Origin of the sequence: Vagococcus intermedius (assembly GCF_029144185.1) — a bacterium.
Taxonomy (GTDB): domain Bacteria; phylum Bacillota; class Bacilli; order Lactobacillales; family Vagococcaceae; genus Vagococcus_D; species Vagococcus_D intermedius.
In genome coordinates this window covers 339,001-359,532 of record NZ_CP110232.1, presented here as the reverse complement: position 1 = coordinate 359,532, position 20,532 = coordinate 339,001, and the positions used below count along the sequence as shown (strand labels likewise).

The window sequence follows — 20,532 nt, the reverse complement described above, 5'->3', positions numbered from 1 at the left end:
GACCTCACTATAGCGACTTTATTTTCTTATATCTTTACTACGAGCATATCTCTAATGCGTAATCTTCTTCGATAATATTGACAATTTTAACAGACTCTTTAGATAACATTGTTTTTAATTTTTCCTCTAATTCTTCTTGTGTTTGATTAAGAGGGGCAATCAAAGCACGATAAAAGATACGGTTGTTTTCTTCCATTGCTACGCGGTAAATCATATAGTCATTAAAGTATTTATCTATTCTCATTTTATTGAACTCCTTTAGTTTTATTCTTATATAAAACAACTTATTTTACTCTTGCTATGAAAATATAATACTCCATAAAATAACATCGTGATTATCTTATTTTTACCAATATTGTTCATTCTAAACTTTCATATTTTGAACAATAGTGGTCATTATATATCTTTTTAACTTTATCTAACTAAAATAGAAATGGTGGTGGCACAATGCACAATCAGTTACTTAATACAATCGACGCTAAAAAAATGCGTCTGTACCATACGTTACTAAAAACCGATACGATCCATATTAAAGATTTAGTGGAACTAACTGACATCAATCGTTCAACTATCTTACGATTAATAAAAAAAATTAACGATGACCTCACATTATTAAATATTAGTGAATTTTGTGTGGTTAAAACAGATAGTAATTTCTTTGCACCTAGACCTAATTTATCTTTTGATAATCACCCTGAAAAATTATTATTAAATTTTTATTTAAAAAATTCGACTCCTTATAACTTATTTTTAAAACTAAGTCATCACCCCCGTTATAATATCTTCACCCTATGTGAAGACTTATCACTTTCTCATAGTTACTGTCTCAAAGAACTAACAAAACTCAAAAAACTATTAGTTTATTGTGGCTTAGATTTGACTAAAGAGGGGAACTACTACAGTATTACTGGAGACATTTCCTATAAAATTTTAGGAAGTTATTTTGTCAAAAATTTTCTAGTCAACTACGGGGAAACTGACGTTAGCCAAGAAAGTTTGGAAACTAAATTATCAAATATCAATTCACCTTTTTTAGCTGATAAAGATCACTTAGGGGCTATACGTTGCTTATTAATGCGCTATTCATTTTCAGAATTTGCAGACGATCTCCATGCTATACAATTTAAATCACGTCAAACAAAAGAAATCTTAACCTTAGCTCATAGTTTCTATCCTGTATTTAACAATTTAAATTTAATTGACTTAACAACTGAGCAAATTTATTTCACTGAATTGTTGCTACGTACGAATATTTTAGAAATCATACCTGTAGCTGAACGTGCTAAAACAGGATTATTTTTCAACAAACATCAAAATAATCCTATTATCATTAAAGCTAAATTTTTATTGAAAACTTTTTTAAACTTTTTTAAGCGGGAGATTTCTGAAAATTTATTTGGAGAACTGCTTTATTGTTTAACCTTAGATCTAGTCTATGCTCATGAGTTCCCAATTAATTCAAAGGCTAATTTCTATACCCTAGTTATTCCCTATCAACAAGACTGTTTTCAGGATACCGATGTTTATAACTCTGTGACGGCGGTTTTAAATCATATTACTGACGCCTATCCAACTGTTTTAATGACGGAGAATGAATCTTACTTTATCAAAAAAAACTTCAGTTCCCTTTATATTTTATTGTTAAAATCTAAAACATACATTTTCATTGATACCGTCCGCACGCCACAAGCAGAGTTTGCGCTAAAAAAACAATTACCAACACTTTTATCAACGGAATGTTTTGAACTCACATCTAATATGTCACAGGCTAATCTCTTAATTGTGGACTACCCTGTTCCTCGTTCTAACTATCAAAAGATAATTTACTGTGATAATTATCTCGCTGAAGATACTTGGAAATTTTTATTAAAATCAATTATGGATTATCACATAGAAACAACTCAACCACTGAGTTACAAATAAAAAAACACCTAAGGTCTAAAATGACCTTAAGTGTTTTTTATTTGATTATTGAGCTAATAAACTAATGTAATTTGAAATATTATTAGTAGTCATCATAATTGTTGGTAATGATTGGTTAAACCAAGCTTTCTCATTCTCAACAACAGGCACGCTATTCTCTAAAACACTTCTAACTTGTGCTAAAAATTCTTGATCTGCTGGATTTTGTTGATCCAATAAATAATTATATTGGTTTGCAAGGTCTTGGTTCATAAACCAGTAGGAATTACGTTTCTCATCTAGTTGACGCATTTGTCCATCAACAGCATAATAATAACTATCGGCTGTAGCACGCGCTTCTTCCAATGTATAACCATATGATGCAATAGTTGCAGCAAAATCTGTATAATTATCAATCGCTTGTTGTGCTAAACCTTGTTGTGTTATATAAGCTGATTCTATATTTTGATAGTTATTTAAAAGAACTGAGATGTTTTGATGAGATGAGGCTTCTCCTACAACAATTGGATTCACGTTGATTTCATCAGCTTGAGCACTTGTTAATGGTGCAAACATCCCCACGCTTAGTACTGTCGCAAAACCTAACATCATTTTTTTCATCTAAAACACTCCTTTTTCTTCTATTAGCAATTTTTTTGATTTCTTAACTTAAACTAATTGTAACACGTTTGTAATATAAGGTCAACTTTTTATGTTTTATCCATTTAAAGAAGTAATATATAGCCTTATTTAAGCTTAAATCTCTAAAAAAATATTTCTACTGTTACCTTTTTGTAACATTTGGCAAAAAATAATTCATGATTTTAACTAATTATTTTTGACTGAACATAGTCAGATATTTGACTCCAATCAGTAAATTCAGTATCAACAGACGTGTCAGTCGGACCATCTGTTAATTTCATAATGAGCTTAATCATTGTTTTATCAAACCACTTATATTTAGTATAACGTAAGGCACCTGCTACAATTTCAACATTAACTGGTTGCCACGTCACTTTTTCTAAAAATTTCCTAACATAAACGTTGGTTGCTATTTGTTGTTTTTCTGGGCTACGAGCTATCAGATTGATTCCAATAAAGTCCGCTTTCTTTTCTGTCAAAGCCGGTCTATAATCTTCCACAAAGCGATACACTTTTTTTGAAAACTTTCCATAACGTATTGAGGCAATGACAATAATTTTATTCGCCATATTCAAGAGACGCTCATCTATTGTCTCAATTGAGACCAATTCAACCACCTCACCGGTTACGCCAACTTCTTCTTTAATAAACTCTGCCACTTTTTGACTTTGTCCATCGATTGTTGCATAGACTATTGCTATCATTTATACTCCTCCTATCTTTACCCAATCCTATTTTACAACCTAACTCTTGCTACTTTTTAATTTCTGATTGCTGCTTACGACTTACTAATCAACTTCGTATTTAAAATCTTTAACCGTCTTATAGTACCGACTCAGCTGAAAAGAAGTATAGCCTAATTCAGTTAACGCCAAGGTCACCTCGGCTAATTCTTTTTCATAATTTCCTACATAGCATTTCCCTTTTTGGTTATAGACAATCACTTTTTCAATAAGTGTTTGGGGTATCCAACAAATTAGAGTTAAATCCCCTTTGTTCGTACTTAGTTCTATAATAAGCTGAACTGGCTGGATATTGCCACAAGGGGCATGAACAAATAAATCAGGGCGTTCTTCTTCTAACTCTTCTAGAATAATAGACAACATACTCTCATCTCCTCTACTTTCATTTCTATTATAACACCACTTTTCATGTAAATTTCTTAAATATTCAACAAAGATTTCTCTCTGATTTCAAATGATTCTCACTGCTATAATCCCTGTTTAAATAAGGTTCTTACCAATAAAAGGTTTTTATTTCAAAAAAAAATAACAAGTTCTCATTTATTTTTAATCAATTTTACGCTATACTTATGAAGTCTCTTTTTTTATTGATAACAAAGAGGATTTTTTATATAAGAAAGGATGTTTGAATGTCACTAGAACGTGGGTTAAGTAATCGACACGTTCAGCTGATCTCCATCGGTGGAGCAATTGGGACAGGGCTATTTTTGGCTTCTGGAAAATCGATTGAACTGGCTGGACCTTCGATACTATTAGTTTATTTAATTGTTGGAGCTTTTATCTTTTTAATTATGAGGGGGTTAGGTGAATTATTACTCTCAAATCTAGAATGTCACTCTTTTGTTGACTTAGCACATGAATATTTAGGGCGACGAACCGCCTTTATTACAGGATGGACTTACTGGTTCTGTTGGATTAGTGTGGCGATGTCTGATTTGACAGCTGTGGGAATTTACATGCGTTTTTGGTTCCCAAATTTACCACAATGGATTCCTGCATTAATCGTCTTATTATTTTTAATGTTTATGAATTTGGCTTCTGTTAAATTATTTGGAGAAATCGAATTTTGGTTGGCGCTGATTAAAATTATTGCAATTGTTGCCTTAATCGGAATTGGTGGTTTTATGATTTTAACTAATTATGAAACTGAAACCGGAACAGCCTCGCTAAAAAATATCTACAGCCATGGTGGCTTTTTCCCTAATGGTTTCTCAGGATTTATTCTAGCCTTTCAATTAGCCGTCTTCTCTTTTACAGGAGTAGAATTAGTTGGGTTGACAGCTGGCGAAACCAAAAATCCTAAAAAAGTTATTCCACAAGCCATTAACAATATCCCAATTAGAATTTTATTATTCTACATTGGCTCACTTGGCGTTATTATGAGTATCCAACCTTGGAATACTATCGATCCTAAGACAAGTCCCTTTGTGACTGTTTTTTCAACAATCGGGATCATAGGTGCAGCTAGTATCATCAACTTTGTTGTTTTATCATCAGCCGCTTCAGCCTGTAATAGTGCTTTATTCAGTACTAGTCGGATGTTATACGGTTTATCAATCAATGATCATGCTCCTGAGAAATTCTCAAAATTAACAAAACGTAAAAATCCGTCACTAGCGTTATATTTCTCAACACTAGTCGTTGGTATTACTGTATTATTAAACTACATCATGCCTGATGGCGTATTTAGTTTAATTTCTGGTATTTCAACAGTTTGTTTCCTATATATCTGGGCAATCATTGTTATTTGCCATTTAAAATATGTGCAACAAGCTAAAAAACGTGGGGCTTTTACTATGCCATGGGCACCGTATAGCAACTATCTATGCCTAGCCTTTTTATTACTTATTATTGTTATCTTAGCAATCTTACCAGATATGCGTATCTCTTTGGTTATCACTCCTATTTGGTTTATTGCCTTATACATTATTTACAATAAGAAATTTGCAACAGTTTAAAAAAGAGGAGTCTTTAGACTCCTCTTTTTTATTCATATTTAGTAAAGAATAGATTGACTCACTCGCCTATTAAGAGTAGAATAAAATAGTTCGCCTACGAACCGTTTGTTTGCGAACTGAAAATCAAAAGGAGGGTATTATGCTATACGAAAATGAAGATTATCTCAAAACCATACTCTTATCTTTTAGAGATATCCATCAAGAAACACGGACGATACTAAATGGCGCTGCTATGAAAAAGGACATCACGATTGTACAATTATTAGTAGCTAACATTATTAAAAAAAATCCTCAAAGTACACTTAATCAAGTCGCAAAGGAAATGCGTTTAGGAAAAAGTACTGTATCTGGTATTGTTTCACGTATGGTCAACTCTGGTTATATATTAAAAGAGGAAGACCCTAGTGATCGACGTAATACGCTATTAAGTTTATCTCTTAGTGGTGAACAAAAAGTCTCTGAAACATATGATATTTATTTAAAAAATCTCTTACCAATCTTAGAGATTGATCCTGAAAAATTAGCCGATTTATTGACGACTCATCAGCAAATTCTAACTATTTTAGATGAGGTGAAACATCATGACTAAATCTACTAAAAACGGACCGATTCTTGCTATTTTATTGACAGGTACGTTTCTTTGTAACCTGAATCAGACCCTACTTAATGTTGCACTTCCTAGTATCATGAGTGATTTTAATATCAGTGCTAGTCAAGGTCAGTGGATTTCAACTGGCTATATGTTGGTTAGTGGCTTGATGATTCCTATTACAGCTTTTCTCATCGAACGCTTTAAAACCCGTCCACTTTATCATTTTTCAATCACTATGTTTTTAATCGGCTCTATTTTAGCAGGTATTTCACCTAGCTTTACAGTTCTAATCTTGGGTCGAATGATTCAAGCTATTGGATCAGGTGTCATTATGCCTTTGATGACTGTAACTTTAATGAATATTTATCCTGCTAATAAGATTGGTAGTATTATGGGACTCATCGGCCTTGCCATGAATTTTGCACCCGGTATTGGACCAACTATGGCTGGATGGATTGTGCAATCTTATAATTGGCGCTACCTATTCTATATCTTAATTCCATTTGCTGCTCTCAATTTATTACTATCATTCCGTTATTTAGCTAATGTCGGCCGACAAAAAATGTTAAAATTCAATTTAATAGGAGTTATTCTATCCTCAGTTGGGCTGGGTTGTTTGTTACTAGGTTTCAGCAATGCTGGTGATCATCTGTGGTTAAGCTTCAACGTGTTAGGCGTTATTATAATCGGTTCAGTAATAACCGCTATCTTTGTCTACCAACAGTTAACTATTACCTCACCAATGCTTAACTTTACCGTCTTTAAAAGTAAAACTTTTACTATGACGACAATTATTAATTTTGTTGTGATTATGGCTCTTTACGGTGGGATGCTATTATTACCGATGTTTTTACAAAATGTTCGACATGTTACACCTTTTGTCTCTGGCGTTATTATGTTGCCTGGTGCTTGTTTTATGGCTATCTTATCTCCACTTTCAGGGCGTTTATTTGATCGTTATGGCGCCAAACCGATTACAATTATCGGTCTAGTCATTCTTATTGTGGGAACTTTCATGTTTACTCAGTTGACAGTCCACTCGACTGTAACCTTTGCTGCCCTTGCTCAAACAATTCGTTCAATTGGTCTTGTTTTAATTTTAATGCCTCTTCAAACCGAAGCATTAAAATCATTGCCTTTAGAATTAGTGGCGCACGGAACAGCTATGTTTCAAACGACACGACAAATAGCGGGTTCCATAGGTACCTCTATTTTAATAACCATGATGAGTATATCTTCCAAGCATTTTGAAAAGTCACTAGTGCTTACTCACTCGATTAATCAACAACAAGGTATTATTTTACACGGCATAAAATCTGCTTATAATATGACAACTATATTATGCTTAATTGCCTTAATCCTAACCATCCTCTTAAAAAAGAATCCTCCGCTTCCAAATTTAAATTCGGATCGGATAATTCTTACAACAACTGTAAAATAACTAAAAAAAAAGAGAACTCTTATTAAAGAGTTCTCTTTTTTAGATAAAAATTAAACCAATGATTGTTGCAGATAATAAACTTACTAAGGTTGCTCCCCAAAGCAGACGTAAGCCCATACGAGCAACTACTTTCCCTTGACGTTGATTCAAGCCATTTACTGCGCCTGAAATAACACCAATTGAGGTGAAATTTGCAAACGACACTAAGAAAACTGACACAATGGCAACCGTTCTTTCGCTAAAAGCAAAGTTTCCTTCTTTTAGAGTAGTCATCGCAACAAATTCATTTGATACAAGCTTTGTTGCCATGACACTTCCCGCATCAACCGCTTGTTCAAAAGGTACTCCCATTAAAAAGGCAACTGGAGAAAAAACATAACCTAACAGCTCTTGAAATGAAATCCCAATAATTCCTTCAAAAATACCATTGACCATCGCGATGATTGCTACAAATCCAATTAACATTGCTCCAACTGTAATCGCCACATTAAAACCATCCATGATATACTCCACTAACATTTCAAAGAACGATTGTTTTTCTCCCTCGATAATAATCGTATCATCATCATCTTCTGTTAACTCATATGGATTAATAATTGACGCAATAATAAAGCCACCAAATAAGTTTAAGATAATCGCTGTCACCACAAATCTAGGCTCTAGTAACGTCATGTAAGATCCGACAATCGACATAGAAACGGTTGACATCGCTGAGGCGCATAACGTATATAGACGTTGCTCAGATAAGCCACCTAATTGTTTTTTTACTGAAATAAAAACTTCTGATTGTCCTAAAATAATTGAGGCAACACCATTGTATGATTCCAATTGTCCCATACCGTTCACTTTACTAATCGCCTTACCTAAATATTTGATAATAAAAGGTAAAATTTTGAAATATTGTAGAATTCCGATTAAGACGGAAATAAAGACAATCGGCATCAAAACAGTTAAGAAGAATGGTGCTGCACCTTTATTGGCTAGACCTCCAAAAACAAATTCGACCCCTTCACCAGCATAATCTAAAATTTTAGTAAAACCGTTGGCAATTCCACTAATAATAAAATTTCCTGCACTCGTGTTTAATAAAATGTACCCAAAAATAAACTGTAAGGCAAATAATTTAATAATTGGCCATTTTTTTATTTTACTGCGATCGCTACTAGTTAAATAAGCCAAGCCTAAAAAAATAATGATTCCAATAATTCCTACGATAAAATTCAAACTGACAACCCCTTATTCTATTTTTTAAAACGTTTTACTAACTCTAAAAAAATAATAAATAATCTCCTGATTCACTCAAAGCTAACTTAAGTCATATAACAGCTATTAGCACACTAGTCGCAGATTATCACATTTAATGTTTCTTTTTCTTTTAAGTCAGTTGTCATTGTATTAAGTTACCCAAAAAAAGTCAACGCACCCTTATTTCAATGATCTCATTTAAAATTGACAAGTTTTTTTTTCGAATAACTTTTCTTACGATTCTCACTTTTTATAAAACATATAACCCATTATTGTTTTATAAAATAACAAAAAGATGACATAAATAAAATTTTTCTCATACTTTATGAAAAAAACTGAAAATCATTCACTGATTATTTTCATAAACCTGATAAATATATGTATATTTACAATTAGTAATACGCAATTACTTATTATATCATGATATTTTCTTGAATATTCACTAAAAAAAATTCAATATTGAAGTTATTTAATGATATAAGTCCCAACTAGCTCTCACTTTATTATAAAAAAATAAAAGTATCTCGAAAATATCGAGACACTTTTTATTTTTATAATAAGCCTAACTTCTCTTTCCAAGTCAACACACGTTTAACCGAAGCATCAATTTGAGTTTCCTTTAATTCGCCTTGTTCAACACTTTCAATTACATAAGGAATTTGGCGATCATACGATGAGGATAAGATCAAATCATTCCCAGCTTTCAAAGCTAACATGCCCGCTTCTTCTTGACTAATAAAATCAGCTAGTCCAGCCATATCCATATCATCTGTCATCACAACCCCATCAAACCCTAGTTTATTACGAATTTCATCATGAACGGGTTTTGAAATAGAAGCTGGTAAACTGGCGTCTAAGGCCTCAATAATATTGTGAGACACTAAAATACTATCAGCTCCAGCCTTGATACCTGCCTCAAATGGCTTGTAATCATTTTCTTCCAATTCAGTCAACGGACGATTATCTGTCACAATATCCACATGAGAATCTCGATTATTACCATAACCAGGGAAATGTTTTAACGTTGAACCTATCTTATGCTTTTTCATCTCTTCTACTGCCGTAACCACATATTTTTCTGTTGCCTTTCGATCTAAACCAATAGTCCGATCATAAATAAATGAGGCTGGGTCAGTTGAAATATCCGCAACAGGAGCTAAGCCCGTATGAATACCATAGTCAGAAAATATAGCGGCTTTATCCGTTATATCCTGACGGATGGCTTGCCATTCACCTGCTTGATAAAGTTCTTGTGGGGATAGTAGCGGCGTATCGACTAAATTGCTTCCTGTACTCAATCGACTCACCGTACCGCCTTCTTCATCTGATGCTATTAAAAGAGGGATACTACTAGTAGCTTGATAGCTGGCTATCTTTGCTTTTAAAGAGGCTCTTGTTTCACCTTCCATATCACGACTGAATAAAACATAACCACCTAGATGGTACTCTTTTATGTCATTTAATTGGTTAGCTTCTGGTACTCGGACTAAAAATAACTGACCAACTTTTTCTTCTAAGCTCATCTCTGCTATTCTTTGATCAATAGTCACTGCCGCTTTAATCTCTGCTTTCTTTTCTTTTGTTTTCTCTTCTTTCGTTTCATCCTGTTCATTTTTCATTAACTGTTGATCTTTAGTTGGACTTATTGACTCTGTTGTCTTATCAGTCGGCTCTTTCTCAGTGACTTCTATTTCTTTTTTTACTTTGGCTTCTTGTTTAAAACTTGTTGCACCAGCATAGAGACCAACTCCTAGTACAATAATCCCCACTAGTAACCCTATTATTTTTTTCATTTACTCGACTACTTTCTTTGTTTAAGCTAGGTGCATCTAATTACCATCATCCACGACTTCAAAGTTATCAGTGCCACCTAAATCTCTTATTTTTAACTGTTGATCTTCTTCATCATAGATAAATGTAGCTTTTTTATATCGGAATATTTGCGTAATACTATCTTGATCACTATCTTTATACACAGTTGTGTACTCGATTAAGTACCGTACTTCATAGGTATTATCCCCTACTTGTTGCACTTCTTCTACACTAGCTTCTGCACTTAAATGATCCTTACTTTTAGCTTTTCTGACACTGTTAATAAACGTATCAAAATCAATAAACTCAGCATTACTCTGCCCATTTTCAAAATGTGACGCTAAATCTGTGATTGCCCGTGCATTATATGAGCCGTAAGAATCATCTGTATAAGATGAAAAATTATTATAAATATTGTCTAATTCATACTGAATATCATCTTTACCTTTAACTTCTTCTAAATCTAAATTAAGTTCTGAGTAATCAGAATTATAATTTTCAGCCGGATAGTCATATTCACCAATTTCTCTTTTATCAGTTGTCATCTTAGACTCATCAGGTAAGGTTTTAGAAATTTGAACAGTCATACCTTGGTGCCAGACCTTATCTTTGACTGTAAATTCTCCATCCTCCAGTTCACCAACTTTTTCGCCATCTAATAACACATCACCTGTATCAGTATTTGAGATGATATCAAAAGCTACTTTCTGGATAGCCATGTTCACACTCGTATTCTCCTGAAACGAATCGTTCATAAAGCGTACTAAATTAACACGTGAGGTATTTTTTTCTTTCTGACCTTTTAACGCTCCCTCAATATCATACTCACCTGGAGTTAACGGATCAGAACTCATTTGATACTCATCAGAATCTGATTTCCCAACTACCTCATCGTCTATCTTAAATTCAATATTTTTTTGATTAGCTGTTAACTCTAGATAGACCGGTTCAATATAGAAATTATAATTGTCAAAGAACAGAAATTTACTTCCCTCCTGTTGCATTGATAAATCCCCTATACCATTGATAGCATAAGGTGAAGAATTTAATGTGTTGACTAGTTCTGAAAACTCTTTTTTATGTTTTTTATCAGCATAATAGTCCGTATACTTAGTCAAATTTTGTTTATTGACCTTATAATTAGGATCATGAGTTTTTAAGACGGACGCTAGCTTAGCTGGATCATTTTCTTTAACAAGTTCAGCAAATCGTGTAGCTTGATTTTCCAAACTATAATACGACTTACCAAACGCATAACCGCCTGCTAATAAAATAACTGCTCCAATACCGGACCCTATCATTATTTTAGCTTTTTTTGACAAAGGTTTACGTGGTTCTTTGGGAAGTGTCGCTACATTTAAAACTCGTTTTGAATCATCTTTACTTGCATCATATGACTCACCTTGTTTATGTCCACATTTTTCACAAAAATTATTGGTAACATTTTGAACTAAACCACAACGTGCACAAGTAAATTGATCGTTTATTGGTGCTACTTTTTTCTCAACAGTAGGTTCTTTTTGCCCAGCAGCTTTTTGTTTCACCTTTAACTCATCTGCTTCTTTTTCCATTTCTGCCAATTCTCTAGCTTTCATCTCTGCCAATTTTTTAGAAGCAGATTGAGACTCACCACTAAGTTGTTCCTGTTTTTTTTCTATCACTTGTTTTTTTACTTCAGCCTTTTGCTCGTCATCATTGTTGACATTTTGTTCCTCAGTCTTATTCTTCAAACGGTTTCCGCAATTTTCACAAAATACCGCTTCTTCATTAAATTCACTGCCACACTTTTCACATTTTTTCATTATTTTCCAGTCCCTCTCATTTACTAAACATAGCTCACCTTACTATTTTTATAATGCCTCATGATTTTTTTCTAAATAATAATCATAAATCTTATCAAAAAATGCCATTCTTGTAACAGCTTGATACGGTCCTACATAGAAAAAGACTAAACCATTCGTAACTGACATCGCAACACGCCAAAAGAAAAATGAATAATTCAAAATTAAATACTCAAGCTTGTATCCATGCATTAGCTGACGACTTAATTTAATCGCTTGATTAGCTGATAGTGTCCGGTCTCTTTCCATTAAATAGTTTGTCATTGAATAAGAAGCACCTTTAATAATACCTGGGATAATGAATAATAGTGTCCATAAGAAAGTAAAAATACCTACTAAAATATTTGCTAAGAGCACGCGATTTTTTTCTGAACGAATAAAATAGTAATAAATACGCTTGCCATCTACTTTTCTATCATATAAAGTATTAATTGCGCACCACTCAATTACGGCATTACCTAAAATCAAGACTAATAAAGTCGCAATAACTGCAATAAAAGCAATTAGTCCCCAAATAAACCCAACAAAAGAATTACCAAAGAAGCTAGCTTCGCTCCCTTTGATTCCAGTTAAAACTGCAACTAAGATAAGCGCTATAACAATCACAAACATCCAAATCAACGTGACTGACCATTGACCAAATTTACCGGACAACTTTCTTTGGGCCAATTCTTTTAGTTCTTTCCTTGTGACATTAATCCCATGGTGTTCTTCGATCTGCAAACTACTAGCTTGATCTTTTTTTAATTCCTCAAACTTTGTATTCATGTTACCTAAAAAATCACTGGCACCTTTTTTAAAATTAGCCTCTGATTCTTCTTTTACAGCTGTACCACATTTAGGACAAAATACTGCGCCCTCTTTCATTTTATTCCCACATTCCCGACAAAACATATACAAAACTCCTCCTTTTAAATAAAAACCAGGTTATAACAGATGGAACAGCAAAAATAATACATTACTGTCCTATAAATAACATCGTTATAATTAACCTTCTATTAATATATACCCCAATATCCCATTAAAATCAAGTTGATTCGAACTATACCATTTTAAAAAGATTATTTTATAATACTTTCAACAAATTTTTGTGCCGCTTGAGATAACGGATAACTTTTTAGGTGAATAATGCCAATATGTCGTGAGGGAATCGTTTGTTCCAATGGCAACTCTATTAGTTCACCATTCAGTAAATTGGATTCTGCAAATTCCCGTAGAACACATGAGATTCCCAGATTAATCTTAGCAAATTCCATAACCAAATCATAGGAACCTAACTCAAAGATTGGCGAAATAACATGGCCTTGTTGGGCTAAAAAATCATCTACATACATTCTCGAATTTGATTTTTTTTCTAAAAAAATTAAAGGATAACTGAGTAACTCAGCGTAACTTAATGGCTCTTCTTTAGCAATCGGATAGTCTGGACTGCAGACAAAAATATCCTGAATCTCTTTACAAGGTCTAACATCGAAACGTTCATCGGCAATTGGAAGATGACAGACACCCACGTCGACCTCGCCTTCTTTTAAAAAAACCATAATTTCAGGGGTTGTACCATTGACAATTTTTAATTTAATTCCAGGATACTCGCTATAAAAACTCTCTAAATAAGGCATTAAAAAGTAACGAGAGATTGTGTCCCCTACACCAATCTTAAGTTCGCCAGTTTTCATTTCTTTAAAATTAAGCAATTTGTCTTCTGCTATTTCAATCAAATTTAATGCCGCTCGGACATGTTCTTCTAACACTTCTCCTTCTTTAGTTAAAAAAACCCCTTTAGGTGTTCGATAAAAAAGAGAGACTTCCAATTCAAATTCCAATTTAGCAATTGACTGACTAATAGCTGATTGGGTCATGTAAAGTTCTTTAGCCGCTTTTGAAAAACTTTTATTTTGGCTAACCACTTGAAAAATTCTATACAAATCTAACTTACCTACCATATTAACTCTCCTTATATCTGATATAACAAACATTAATTTTACTTATATCATAGTATTGAGGTATAGTAAAGATATAAAATATTATAAGGCAGCTAATACTTATTAGTTGCCATAAGGAGAGAGTCAATTGGAAAGAACTGTTGGAACAACTGTCCGTGGCCTACGTGGTCCAATTATTAATCAAGGAGATAACTTGGAAGAAATGATTGTTGAGACTGTTTTAAATGCCTCAAAATCAGAAGGTTTTGCGATTGATGATCAAGATGTCATTACAGTCACAGAATCAATTGTTGCCCGTGCGCAAGGTAACTATGCATCAATCGATGATATTGCCGCAGATGTTAAAGGAAAATTTGGCGATGACACTGTTGGTATTATCTTCCCAATCTTAAGTCGTAACCGCTTCTCTATTTGTTTACGTGGGATGGCTCGTGGTCTTAAAAAAGTTGTTTTAATGCTTAGCTACCCTTCAGATGAGGTCGGAAACCATTTAGTTGATATTGACGAATTAGATGAAAAAGGAATTAATCCTTGGACAGATGTTTTAACAGAAGCACAATTCCGTGAACATTTTGGTTACAAAAAGCATACCTTTACAGGTGTTGATTACATTGAGTACTATAAATCACTTATCGAAGCAGAAGGCGCAACATGTGAAGTTATTTTTTCAAACAATGCTAAAACAATTTTAGACTATACTAAAAATATCTTAACGTGTGATATCCACACACGCTTCCGAACAAAACGTATCTTAGAAAATAATGGGGCTGAGAAAGTTTATGCTATGAGCGATATCCTAACTAGCTCAAACAATGGCAGTGGCTATAATGCTGACTATGGTTTATTAGGTTCAAATAAATCAACAGAAAACAGTATTAAACTATTTCCAAATAATTGCCAACCCTTGGTTGATGGCATTCAAAACAAAATGAAAGAATTAACTGGCAAAAATGTTGAAGTGATGGTTTATGGTGATGGCGCTTTTAAAGATCCAGTCGGACAAATCTGGGAACTTGCTGATCCAGTTGTTTCTCCAGCCTACACAAGCGGCTTAGAGGGAACTCCAAATGAAGTAAAACTGAAATATCTAGCAGATAATAACTTTGCTGATCTACGTGGGGCAGAATTAAAAGAAGCAATCTCTGATTATATTAAAAATAAAGATGAAGATTTAGTTGGTGCAATGGAAGCTCAAGGAACAACTCCTCGTCGTCTAACTGATTTAATTGGTTCTCTATCAGATTTAACTTCTGGTAGTGGAGACAAAGGAACTCCTTTTGTCTATATCAAAGGGTACTTCGATAACTATACTAAATAAAAAAGCTAAGCCTAAAAGGCTTAGCTTTTTTTATTCAATATTATGTTTTTTTTTAGGCTGCCACTTCACTATTTTTTCCCATTCAAAAAAAGCTTGCTGACACTTACTATGTTTAGCATGACGATTTGGTAGAACTCGGTTGACCAGCAAAGCAATTGTCATCCCCATAATACTATCAACAACTCTTGCAAACGCATAACTATATGATTTAGTGCTAGGAATCATAAATAGAATGGTTAATAGTGTCGCACAGCCACCTACTGTCCCTTCATGATAGCCTAAATTTGATAAAACACCAATCATCAAAATAATAACACTTGGAATAGCAAGTAACTGTACGAGTTGTGAATCGCCAAAAATATTGAAAATAGTGATGACTACAACTGAAGTTAACGCACCTAAAATATTCCCAACAATCCGATGTTTGCCAAATTTGATTGTATTTTGCATGTCTTCTCTAATTGTAAAAACAGCCGTAATAGCTGCAACAACGTAAGTTTCACGTTGTAAGAGAAAGCTTAACAAAATACAAAAAAAGACACTAATCCCTGTTTTAATCGTTCGCATACCTATTTTCAACACTATCGACTCCTAACTTGTTCATAATCACGACATCTTCCATTGTAACAGTTTCTAGCCTTCGTAACTAGAGCAAATTAATTGACAAAAAAACAAACAGCATAACTCAAAGCCGTTTGCTTTTTTGAACTATTTTTCATTTACATCTAAATCCGTTGATTTCAACCAACCAGACCTAATTTGTTCACCTTGTTCATAGGATACTTTATACCAATGACCATAAGCAGTCGTCGCTTCTTCAGTAACGTCTGCTACTTTACCTTTAGCTCCAGCTGTTCTCCCTAAATTTTTAGCCCCTGGAATATACGCTCGACTATATAAAACAGCTGTTTCTTTATTGATAATCATCGTGTCATCTAACTTATTGTGTGCAATAAAGTTAACTAGCTCACTACTTCTTAGCCATCCCTCATAGACTTGATTATCATGAGTATAAGATACTTTAGACCAACGGCCATATCCTGTTGTTGCTTCTTCTCTCACTGTCACAATTTCATTTTTCATCCCACTAGTTTTACCTAAATTTTTAGCTCCTGGAACGTAAGCACGATCATATAAAACCGCTGTATCTTTCGTGATAAACATCTTACGGTTAATCACTTTTTGATTAGTTGTATCGGCTACCTCTTTTGCTTGTAACCAGCCTGATTTCTTTTCACCATCTTGATCATAGCTAACTTTATACCAATGACCATAAGCAGTTGTTGCCTCCTCTGTAACGGTGGCAAGTTCACCTTTCATCCCAACTGTTCTTCCTAAGGTTTTAGCTCCTGGAATATATGCTCGACTATACAAGACTGACGTATTTTTAGTTAGATAAACTTTTTGATTCATTTTATGGTGTTCCACAAAATTTGCTAAATCTGTTGATTTTAACCAACCTGTTTTTTTAGCACCATTACTTGTATAAGAAACCTTGTACCAACGACCATAACCTGTTACAGCTGATTCATGTATCGTCACAGCCTTATTTTTCATGCCGACTGTTGTTCCCAAATTCTTAGCTCCTGGAATATAAGCGCGATTATATAAAACTGCCGTATTTTTTGTAAGCATCATTTTTTTATTAAGCTTGTGATTTTCAATATAATTTTCTAAATCTTTAGCATTTAACCAACCTGTTTTTTTAACACCATTACTTGTATAAGAAACCTTGTACCAACGACCATAACCTGTCGTTGCTGATTCTGTCACTTTAACTTGGCGATTTTTCATCTCAAGTGTTCTACCTAAATTTTTTGCTCCTGGAATATAGGCACGGTTATAGAGAACAGCTGTATTTTTATTGATAAATTTAATTTGATTGACTTTTTTATTATTAATAAAGTTAGTAAGCTCCTTACTTCTTAGCCAACCTACCTGTTTTTCACCATTTTTAGTGTAATTAAATTGTTGCCACGTACCATGCCCATTTTTAACTTCACGAGTTAGTGTCACTTCTTGATGATAAAGTCCTTTTGTATTATCACTTGCTTTTAAACCATTAACATAGGCTTGGGGATAAATAGCCCCTGTTTTAGTATTGATAAACTTTTTAGTATTCATTTTTTTATCAGAAATAACCCCATCACTATTTTCTAATTTAAATAGATATAACTGAGTATAAGGAGTAGCTGATTTAATGTTACTCATGATATTTCGGTCATAGGAATGCCAAAATTTATTTTCATTAGAACGATTGCCCCAGAAGAAACCAATATGACAATCATAGAAAGGTTGAGAGAAATCAGGTTCAAAATAAATAATATCACCTTTTTGAGCCTTACCACTTTTCAGTAATTGATCCACTGAATTAAACGTATAATATTTACTATTTTGTCGAAGCGCATCTCGCCAGTTGTAAGCATTTGCGATATCTCCCCAAGCATTAGCAACATTAGTTATTTTATTTAAGTTAGCTCCTGAGCGTTTCATTGCTGAGGCAACAAAACCAGTACAATTAAAACCCGGTCCATAGCCATTAGGATCCCCATTAGGACTGGTACAAATAGCACTCGGCAAAGTTAACCCTTTAAACGGTGTTCCTAAATAATAGTTATCGTATTGATGACGTTCCAATTCTCCAACGATCTTAGCTCTAGTTGTACCCATATAAGCCGCTACACCTTGCTCATTACTGGCATAATTAAATGATCTGGGTGCAATCATTCCTTTACCTGCTTGGTCATAGTCAGTTGTATCTTTAATGTCTTCTAGTTCATTTTTTAGGAAGTCTTCTAAGGTTGTGGAAGCTTTTTTAGTCACTACATCAGTCGCTTTCCCTTTTTCAGCTTTAGTTTTCTCAGCTTCGACTTTCTCAACTTCGGCTTTTTCAGCTTCTACTTTCTCAGCTTCGGCTTTTTCAGCTTCTACTTTCTCAGCTTCGGCTTTTTCAGCTTCGACTTTCTCAGCTTCGGCTTTTTCAGCTTCTACTTTCTCAGCTTCGACTTTCTCAGCTTCGGCTTTTTCAGCTTCAGCTTTCTCAACTTCAGCTTTTTCAGCTTCGGCTTTCTCAACTTCAGCTTTTTCAGCTTCAGCTTTTTCAGCTTCGGCTTTCTCAACTTCAGCTTTTTCAGCTTCGGCTTTCTCAACTTCAGCTTTTTCAACTTCGGCTTTTTCAGCTTCTACTTTTTCAGCTTCGGCTTTCTCAGCTTCGACTTTTTCAGCTTCGGCTTTTTCAGCTTCGACTTTTTCAGCTTCGGCTTTCTCAGCTTCGGCTTTTTCAGCTTCGGCTTTCTCCTCTTCTTCACTAGCACTAGTGCCTAGTACCACAGCTTTATCCTCTATTTTTTTTAACGTTGTCATTTCCTTTTCCACATCTACTAAATTAACTGCGTCATCATGTTGAGCACTGTCAATAACTGACATAAGATTGGCCACTATTTTTTCATCTAACATGACTGTGGACCCTGACCCCTTGGCATCAATCTCTTCCAAAGTATTTTTTACTTCTAGTACTTCTTGATTATTAGGGTCTTCCTCCAACAATTTATTTAACAAAACAATCACATCACTCAGATTCTCTTGTGTTATGTTAATCGTTTGTTTTTTTAATTTTTCATTTGTTACTGTTATTTCTTCCCTATCCTCAATTCCATATACTATACTATTAAGCGGTAAACTACTTAACAACATAACTGATATACCAAAAATACAACCTACTTTTTTCATCTTGCTATCCCCTTTCACCAAAGTATGTAACTTTATTTTACCTCGTTTAAGAATAATATACCAATTAAATTAAAAAAGGTTTATTTAAAAAAAATTAACACTAGTTGTTTCTCAAAATTTTGATCTCATAGATTGATATTGCACTAATTAAATATACATGGTAATGTTTAATAGGTATAATAAACATTAAGGAGTCTTTTCATGAAAATTACAAATCAACAACGCACAAAATTCATGCGTCTATTTTCTAAATTTATCCCTCATAATAAAAAAATGATTGTTTTTGAAAGCTTTTTAGGTAGACAATACAGTGATAACCCCAAAGCTCTTTATGAGTATATTAAAGAACACTATCCAGATTATATTTGTTACTGGAGTATTGACCCAAAATATAAAGATAAATTTAACGGTTTAGATATTCAAACAGTCCCTAGATTATCATTCAAATGGTACTGGGTAATGTTACGTTCAAAATATTGGATTTCAAATAGCCGTTTACCCTTATGGATCTTTAAACCTAAAAAAACGGTTTATACTCAAACTTGGCATGGGACACCATTAAAAAAACTAGCACTTGATATGGAAAATATCAAAATTGCTGGAACTTCACCTGCAGTTTATAAAGAAAATTTTGTTAAAGATGCACGTAAATGGGATTATTTAATTTCTCCTAATGCCTACTCTACTGAAATTTTCAAACGATGTTTTACTTTCGAAAATACCTTAATAGAATCAGGTTATCCGAGAAATGATTATCTAATCAATGAAAATACCTCAGAAAATATTGAGAATATAAAAAAACGTTTAAATATTCCAAAAGACAAAAAAATTATTTTGTATGCTCCGACTTGGCGCGACAAATTTTCGTTTGACTTACCTTTAAGCCTGACTAATATGTCTAAAGATTTAGGAGATGATTATTTCATCATAGTACGCCTTCACTACTTAGTGACACAACGACCTAATTTAGTCGGCTATGAAGATTTTATCAAAGATGTAACTGACTACAATGATATTAGTGACTTATATTTAATTAGTGATTTATTAGTGACTGACTATTCGAGTGTTTTCTTTGATTATGCTATTTTAAAACGACCAATGTTCTTCCATTGTTATGATTTAGATTTATATAAAAATGAATTACGCGGCTTTTACTTCGATTTTGAAAATGAAGCTCCCGGTCCAATTGTCAGAACTTCTGAGGAACTAACACAAGCAATTCGTGCTAGCGAAGATGAGTCAGTACAAGTTCAGTATCACGATTTTTATGAACAATTTGCTAATTTAGAAAAAGGAATTTCTGCTAAATTAGTCGTAGAAGAAATTCTAACTAAATAAAAAAATCACCTCATTAGAGGTGATTTTT

Annotated in this window: 17 protein-coding genes; 6 read left to right on the top strand and 11 right to left on the bottom strand. The window is 33.6% G+C overall.

The features are described 5' to 3' along the window. Positions 1 to 37: 37 nt before the first annotated feature. On the bottom strand, positions 38 to 244 hold the full coding sequence (locus tag OL234_RS01625; RefSeq protein WP_275469433.1) for a hypothetical protein: 207 nt from the start codon (positions 242 to 244) through the stop codon (positions 38 to 40). A 203-nt stretch (positions 245 to 447) separates the two neighbouring features. Between OL234_RS01625 and OL234_RS01620 the strand changes: the two genes are divergently transcribed. Then, positions 448 to 1,923 carry a helix-turn-helix domain-containing protein gene (locus tag OL234_RS01620; protein WP_275469432.1) on the top strand — a complete coding sequence of 492 codons (1,476 nt, stop codon included), beginning with the start codon at positions 448 to 450 and terminating at the stop codon, positions 1,921 to 1,923. 45 nt (positions 1,924 to 1,968) lie between these two features. Here OL234_RS01620 and OL234_RS01615 read toward each other — a convergent pair whose 3' ends face one another. The 3 genes from OL234_RS01615 to OL234_RS01605 all read right to left on the bottom strand — a co-directional run bounded on the left by OL234_RS01615 (position 1,969) and on the right by OL234_RS01605 (position 3,650). After that, positions 1,969 to 2,523, bottom strand: a complete 555-nt coding sequence (locus OL234_RS01615; RefSeq protein WP_275469431.1) for a hypothetical protein — start codon at positions 2,521 to 2,523, stop codon at positions 1,969 to 1,971. Positions 2,524 to 2,726: 203 nt separating this feature from the next. Then, the gene (gene hemG, locus OL234_RS01610) at positions 2,727 to 3,248 is read right to left on the bottom strand and encodes a menaquinone-dependent protoporphyrinogen IX dehydrogenase (RefSeq protein ID WP_275469430.1); all 522 of its coding nucleotides are present in this window, start codon (positions 3,246 to 3,248) and stop codon (positions 2,727 to 2,729) included. An 84-nt stretch (positions 3,249 to 3,332) separates the two neighbouring features. Then, complete coding sequence (locus OL234_RS01605; protein WP_275469429.1) at positions 3,333 to 3,650, bottom strand: hypothetical protein; 318 nt, start codon at positions 3,648 to 3,650, stop codon at positions 3,333 to 3,335. 266 nt (positions 3,651 to 3,916) lie between these two features. Between OL234_RS01605 and OL234_RS01600 the strand changes: the two genes are divergently transcribed. The 3 genes from OL234_RS01600 to OL234_RS01590 all read left to right on the top strand — a co-directional run bounded on the left by OL234_RS01600 (position 3,917) and on the right by OL234_RS01590 (position 7,278). Further along, the gene (locus OL234_RS01600; protein ID WP_275469428.1) at positions 3,917 to 5,245 is read left to right on the top strand and encodes an amino acid permease; all 1,329 of its coding nucleotides are present in this window, start codon (positions 3,917 to 3,919) and stop codon (positions 5,243 to 5,245) included. A gap of 139 nt (positions 5,246 to 5,384) precedes the next feature. Then, positions 5,385 to 5,834 carry a MarR family winged helix-turn-helix transcriptional regulator gene (locus tag OL234_RS01595; RefSeq protein WP_275469427.1) on the top strand — a complete coding sequence of 150 codons (450 nt, stop codon included), beginning with the start codon at positions 5,385 to 5,387 and terminating at the stop codon, positions 5,832 to 5,834. Then, positions 5,827 to 7,278 carry a DHA2 family efflux MFS transporter permease subunit gene (locus OL234_RS01590; RefSeq protein WP_275469426.1) on the top strand — a complete coding sequence of 484 codons (1,452 nt, stop codon included), beginning with the start codon at positions 5,827 to 5,829 and terminating at the stop codon, positions 7,276 to 7,278. Before OL234_RS01595 ends, OL234_RS01590 begins: the two co-directional genes overlap by 8 nt. A gap of 39 nt (positions 7,279 to 7,317) precedes the next feature. On the opposite strand, the gene OL234_RS01585 is transcribed toward OL234_RS01590, so the two are convergent. The 5 genes from OL234_RS01585 to OL234_RS01565 all read right to left on the bottom strand — a co-directional run bounded on the left by OL234_RS01585 (position 7,318) and on the right by OL234_RS01565 (position 14,119). After that, positions 7,318 to 8,502 carry a NupC/NupG family nucleoside CNT transporter gene (locus OL234_RS01585; protein ID WP_275469425.1) on the bottom strand — a complete coding sequence of 395 codons (1,185 nt, stop codon included), beginning with the start codon at positions 8,500 to 8,502 and terminating at the stop codon, positions 7,318 to 7,320. A 572-nt stretch (positions 8,503 to 9,074) separates the two neighbouring features. Next, positions 9,075 to 10,316, bottom strand: coding sequence for a glycoside hydrolase family 3 protein (locus OL234_RS01580; RefSeq protein ID WP_275469424.1), 1,242 nt, complete (start codon positions 10,314 to 10,316; stop codon positions 9,075 to 9,077). A 36-nt stretch (positions 10,317 to 10,352) separates the two neighbouring features. Continuing rightward, on the bottom strand, positions 10,353 to 12,137 hold the full coding sequence (locus tag OL234_RS01575) for a TcaA second domain-containing protein (protein ID WP_275469423.1): 1,785 nt from the start codon (positions 12,135 to 12,137) through the stop codon (positions 10,353 to 10,355). A 48-nt stretch (positions 12,138 to 12,185) separates the two neighbouring features. After that, a complete protein-coding gene (locus OL234_RS01570) occupies positions 12,186 to 13,070 on the bottom strand; it encodes a DUF975 family protein (protein ID WP_275469422.1) in 885 nt (294 codons plus the stop codon). A gap of 167 nt (positions 13,071 to 13,237) precedes the next feature. Beyond that, a complete protein-coding gene (locus tag OL234_RS01565; RefSeq protein ID WP_275469421.1) occupies positions 13,238 to 14,119 on the bottom strand; it encodes a LysR family transcriptional regulator in 882 nt (293 codons plus the stop codon). A gap of 127 nt (positions 14,120 to 14,246) precedes the next feature. Between OL234_RS01565 and OL234_RS01560 the strand changes: the two genes are divergently transcribed. Beyond that, on the top strand, positions 14,247 to 15,437 hold the full coding sequence (locus OL234_RS01560; RefSeq protein WP_275469420.1) for a coenzyme F420-0:L-glutamate ligase: 1,191 nt from the start codon (positions 14,247 to 14,249) through the stop codon (positions 15,435 to 15,437). A 30-nt stretch (positions 15,438 to 15,467) separates the two neighbouring features. Here OL234_RS01560 and OL234_RS01555 read toward each other — a convergent pair whose 3' ends face one another. Together OL234_RS01555 and OL234_RS01550 are read right to left on the bottom strand one after the other, a co-directional pair. Further along, positions 15,468 to 16,004 carry an FUSC family protein gene (locus OL234_RS01555; protein WP_367618559.1) on the bottom strand — a complete coding sequence of 179 codons (537 nt, stop codon included), beginning with the start codon at positions 16,002 to 16,004 and terminating at the stop codon, positions 15,468 to 15,470. 141 nt (positions 16,005 to 16,145) lie between these two features. Continuing rightward, the gene (locus OL234_RS01550) at positions 16,146 to 19,166 is read right to left on the bottom strand and encodes a GW dipeptide domain-containing protein (RefSeq protein WP_275469418.1); all 3,021 of its coding nucleotides are present in this window, start codon (positions 19,164 to 19,166) and stop codon (positions 16,146 to 16,148) included. 201 nt (positions 19,167 to 19,367) lie between these two features. On the opposite strand from OL234_RS01550, the gene OL234_RS01545 reads away from it, so the two are divergent. Then, the gene (locus tag OL234_RS01545) at positions 19,368 to 20,504 is read left to right on the top strand and encodes a CDP-glycerol glycerophosphotransferase family protein (protein WP_275469417.1); all 1,137 of its coding nucleotides are present in this window, start codon (positions 19,368 to 19,370) and stop codon (positions 20,502 to 20,504) included. Positions 20,505 to 20,532 lie beyond the last annotated feature (28 nt).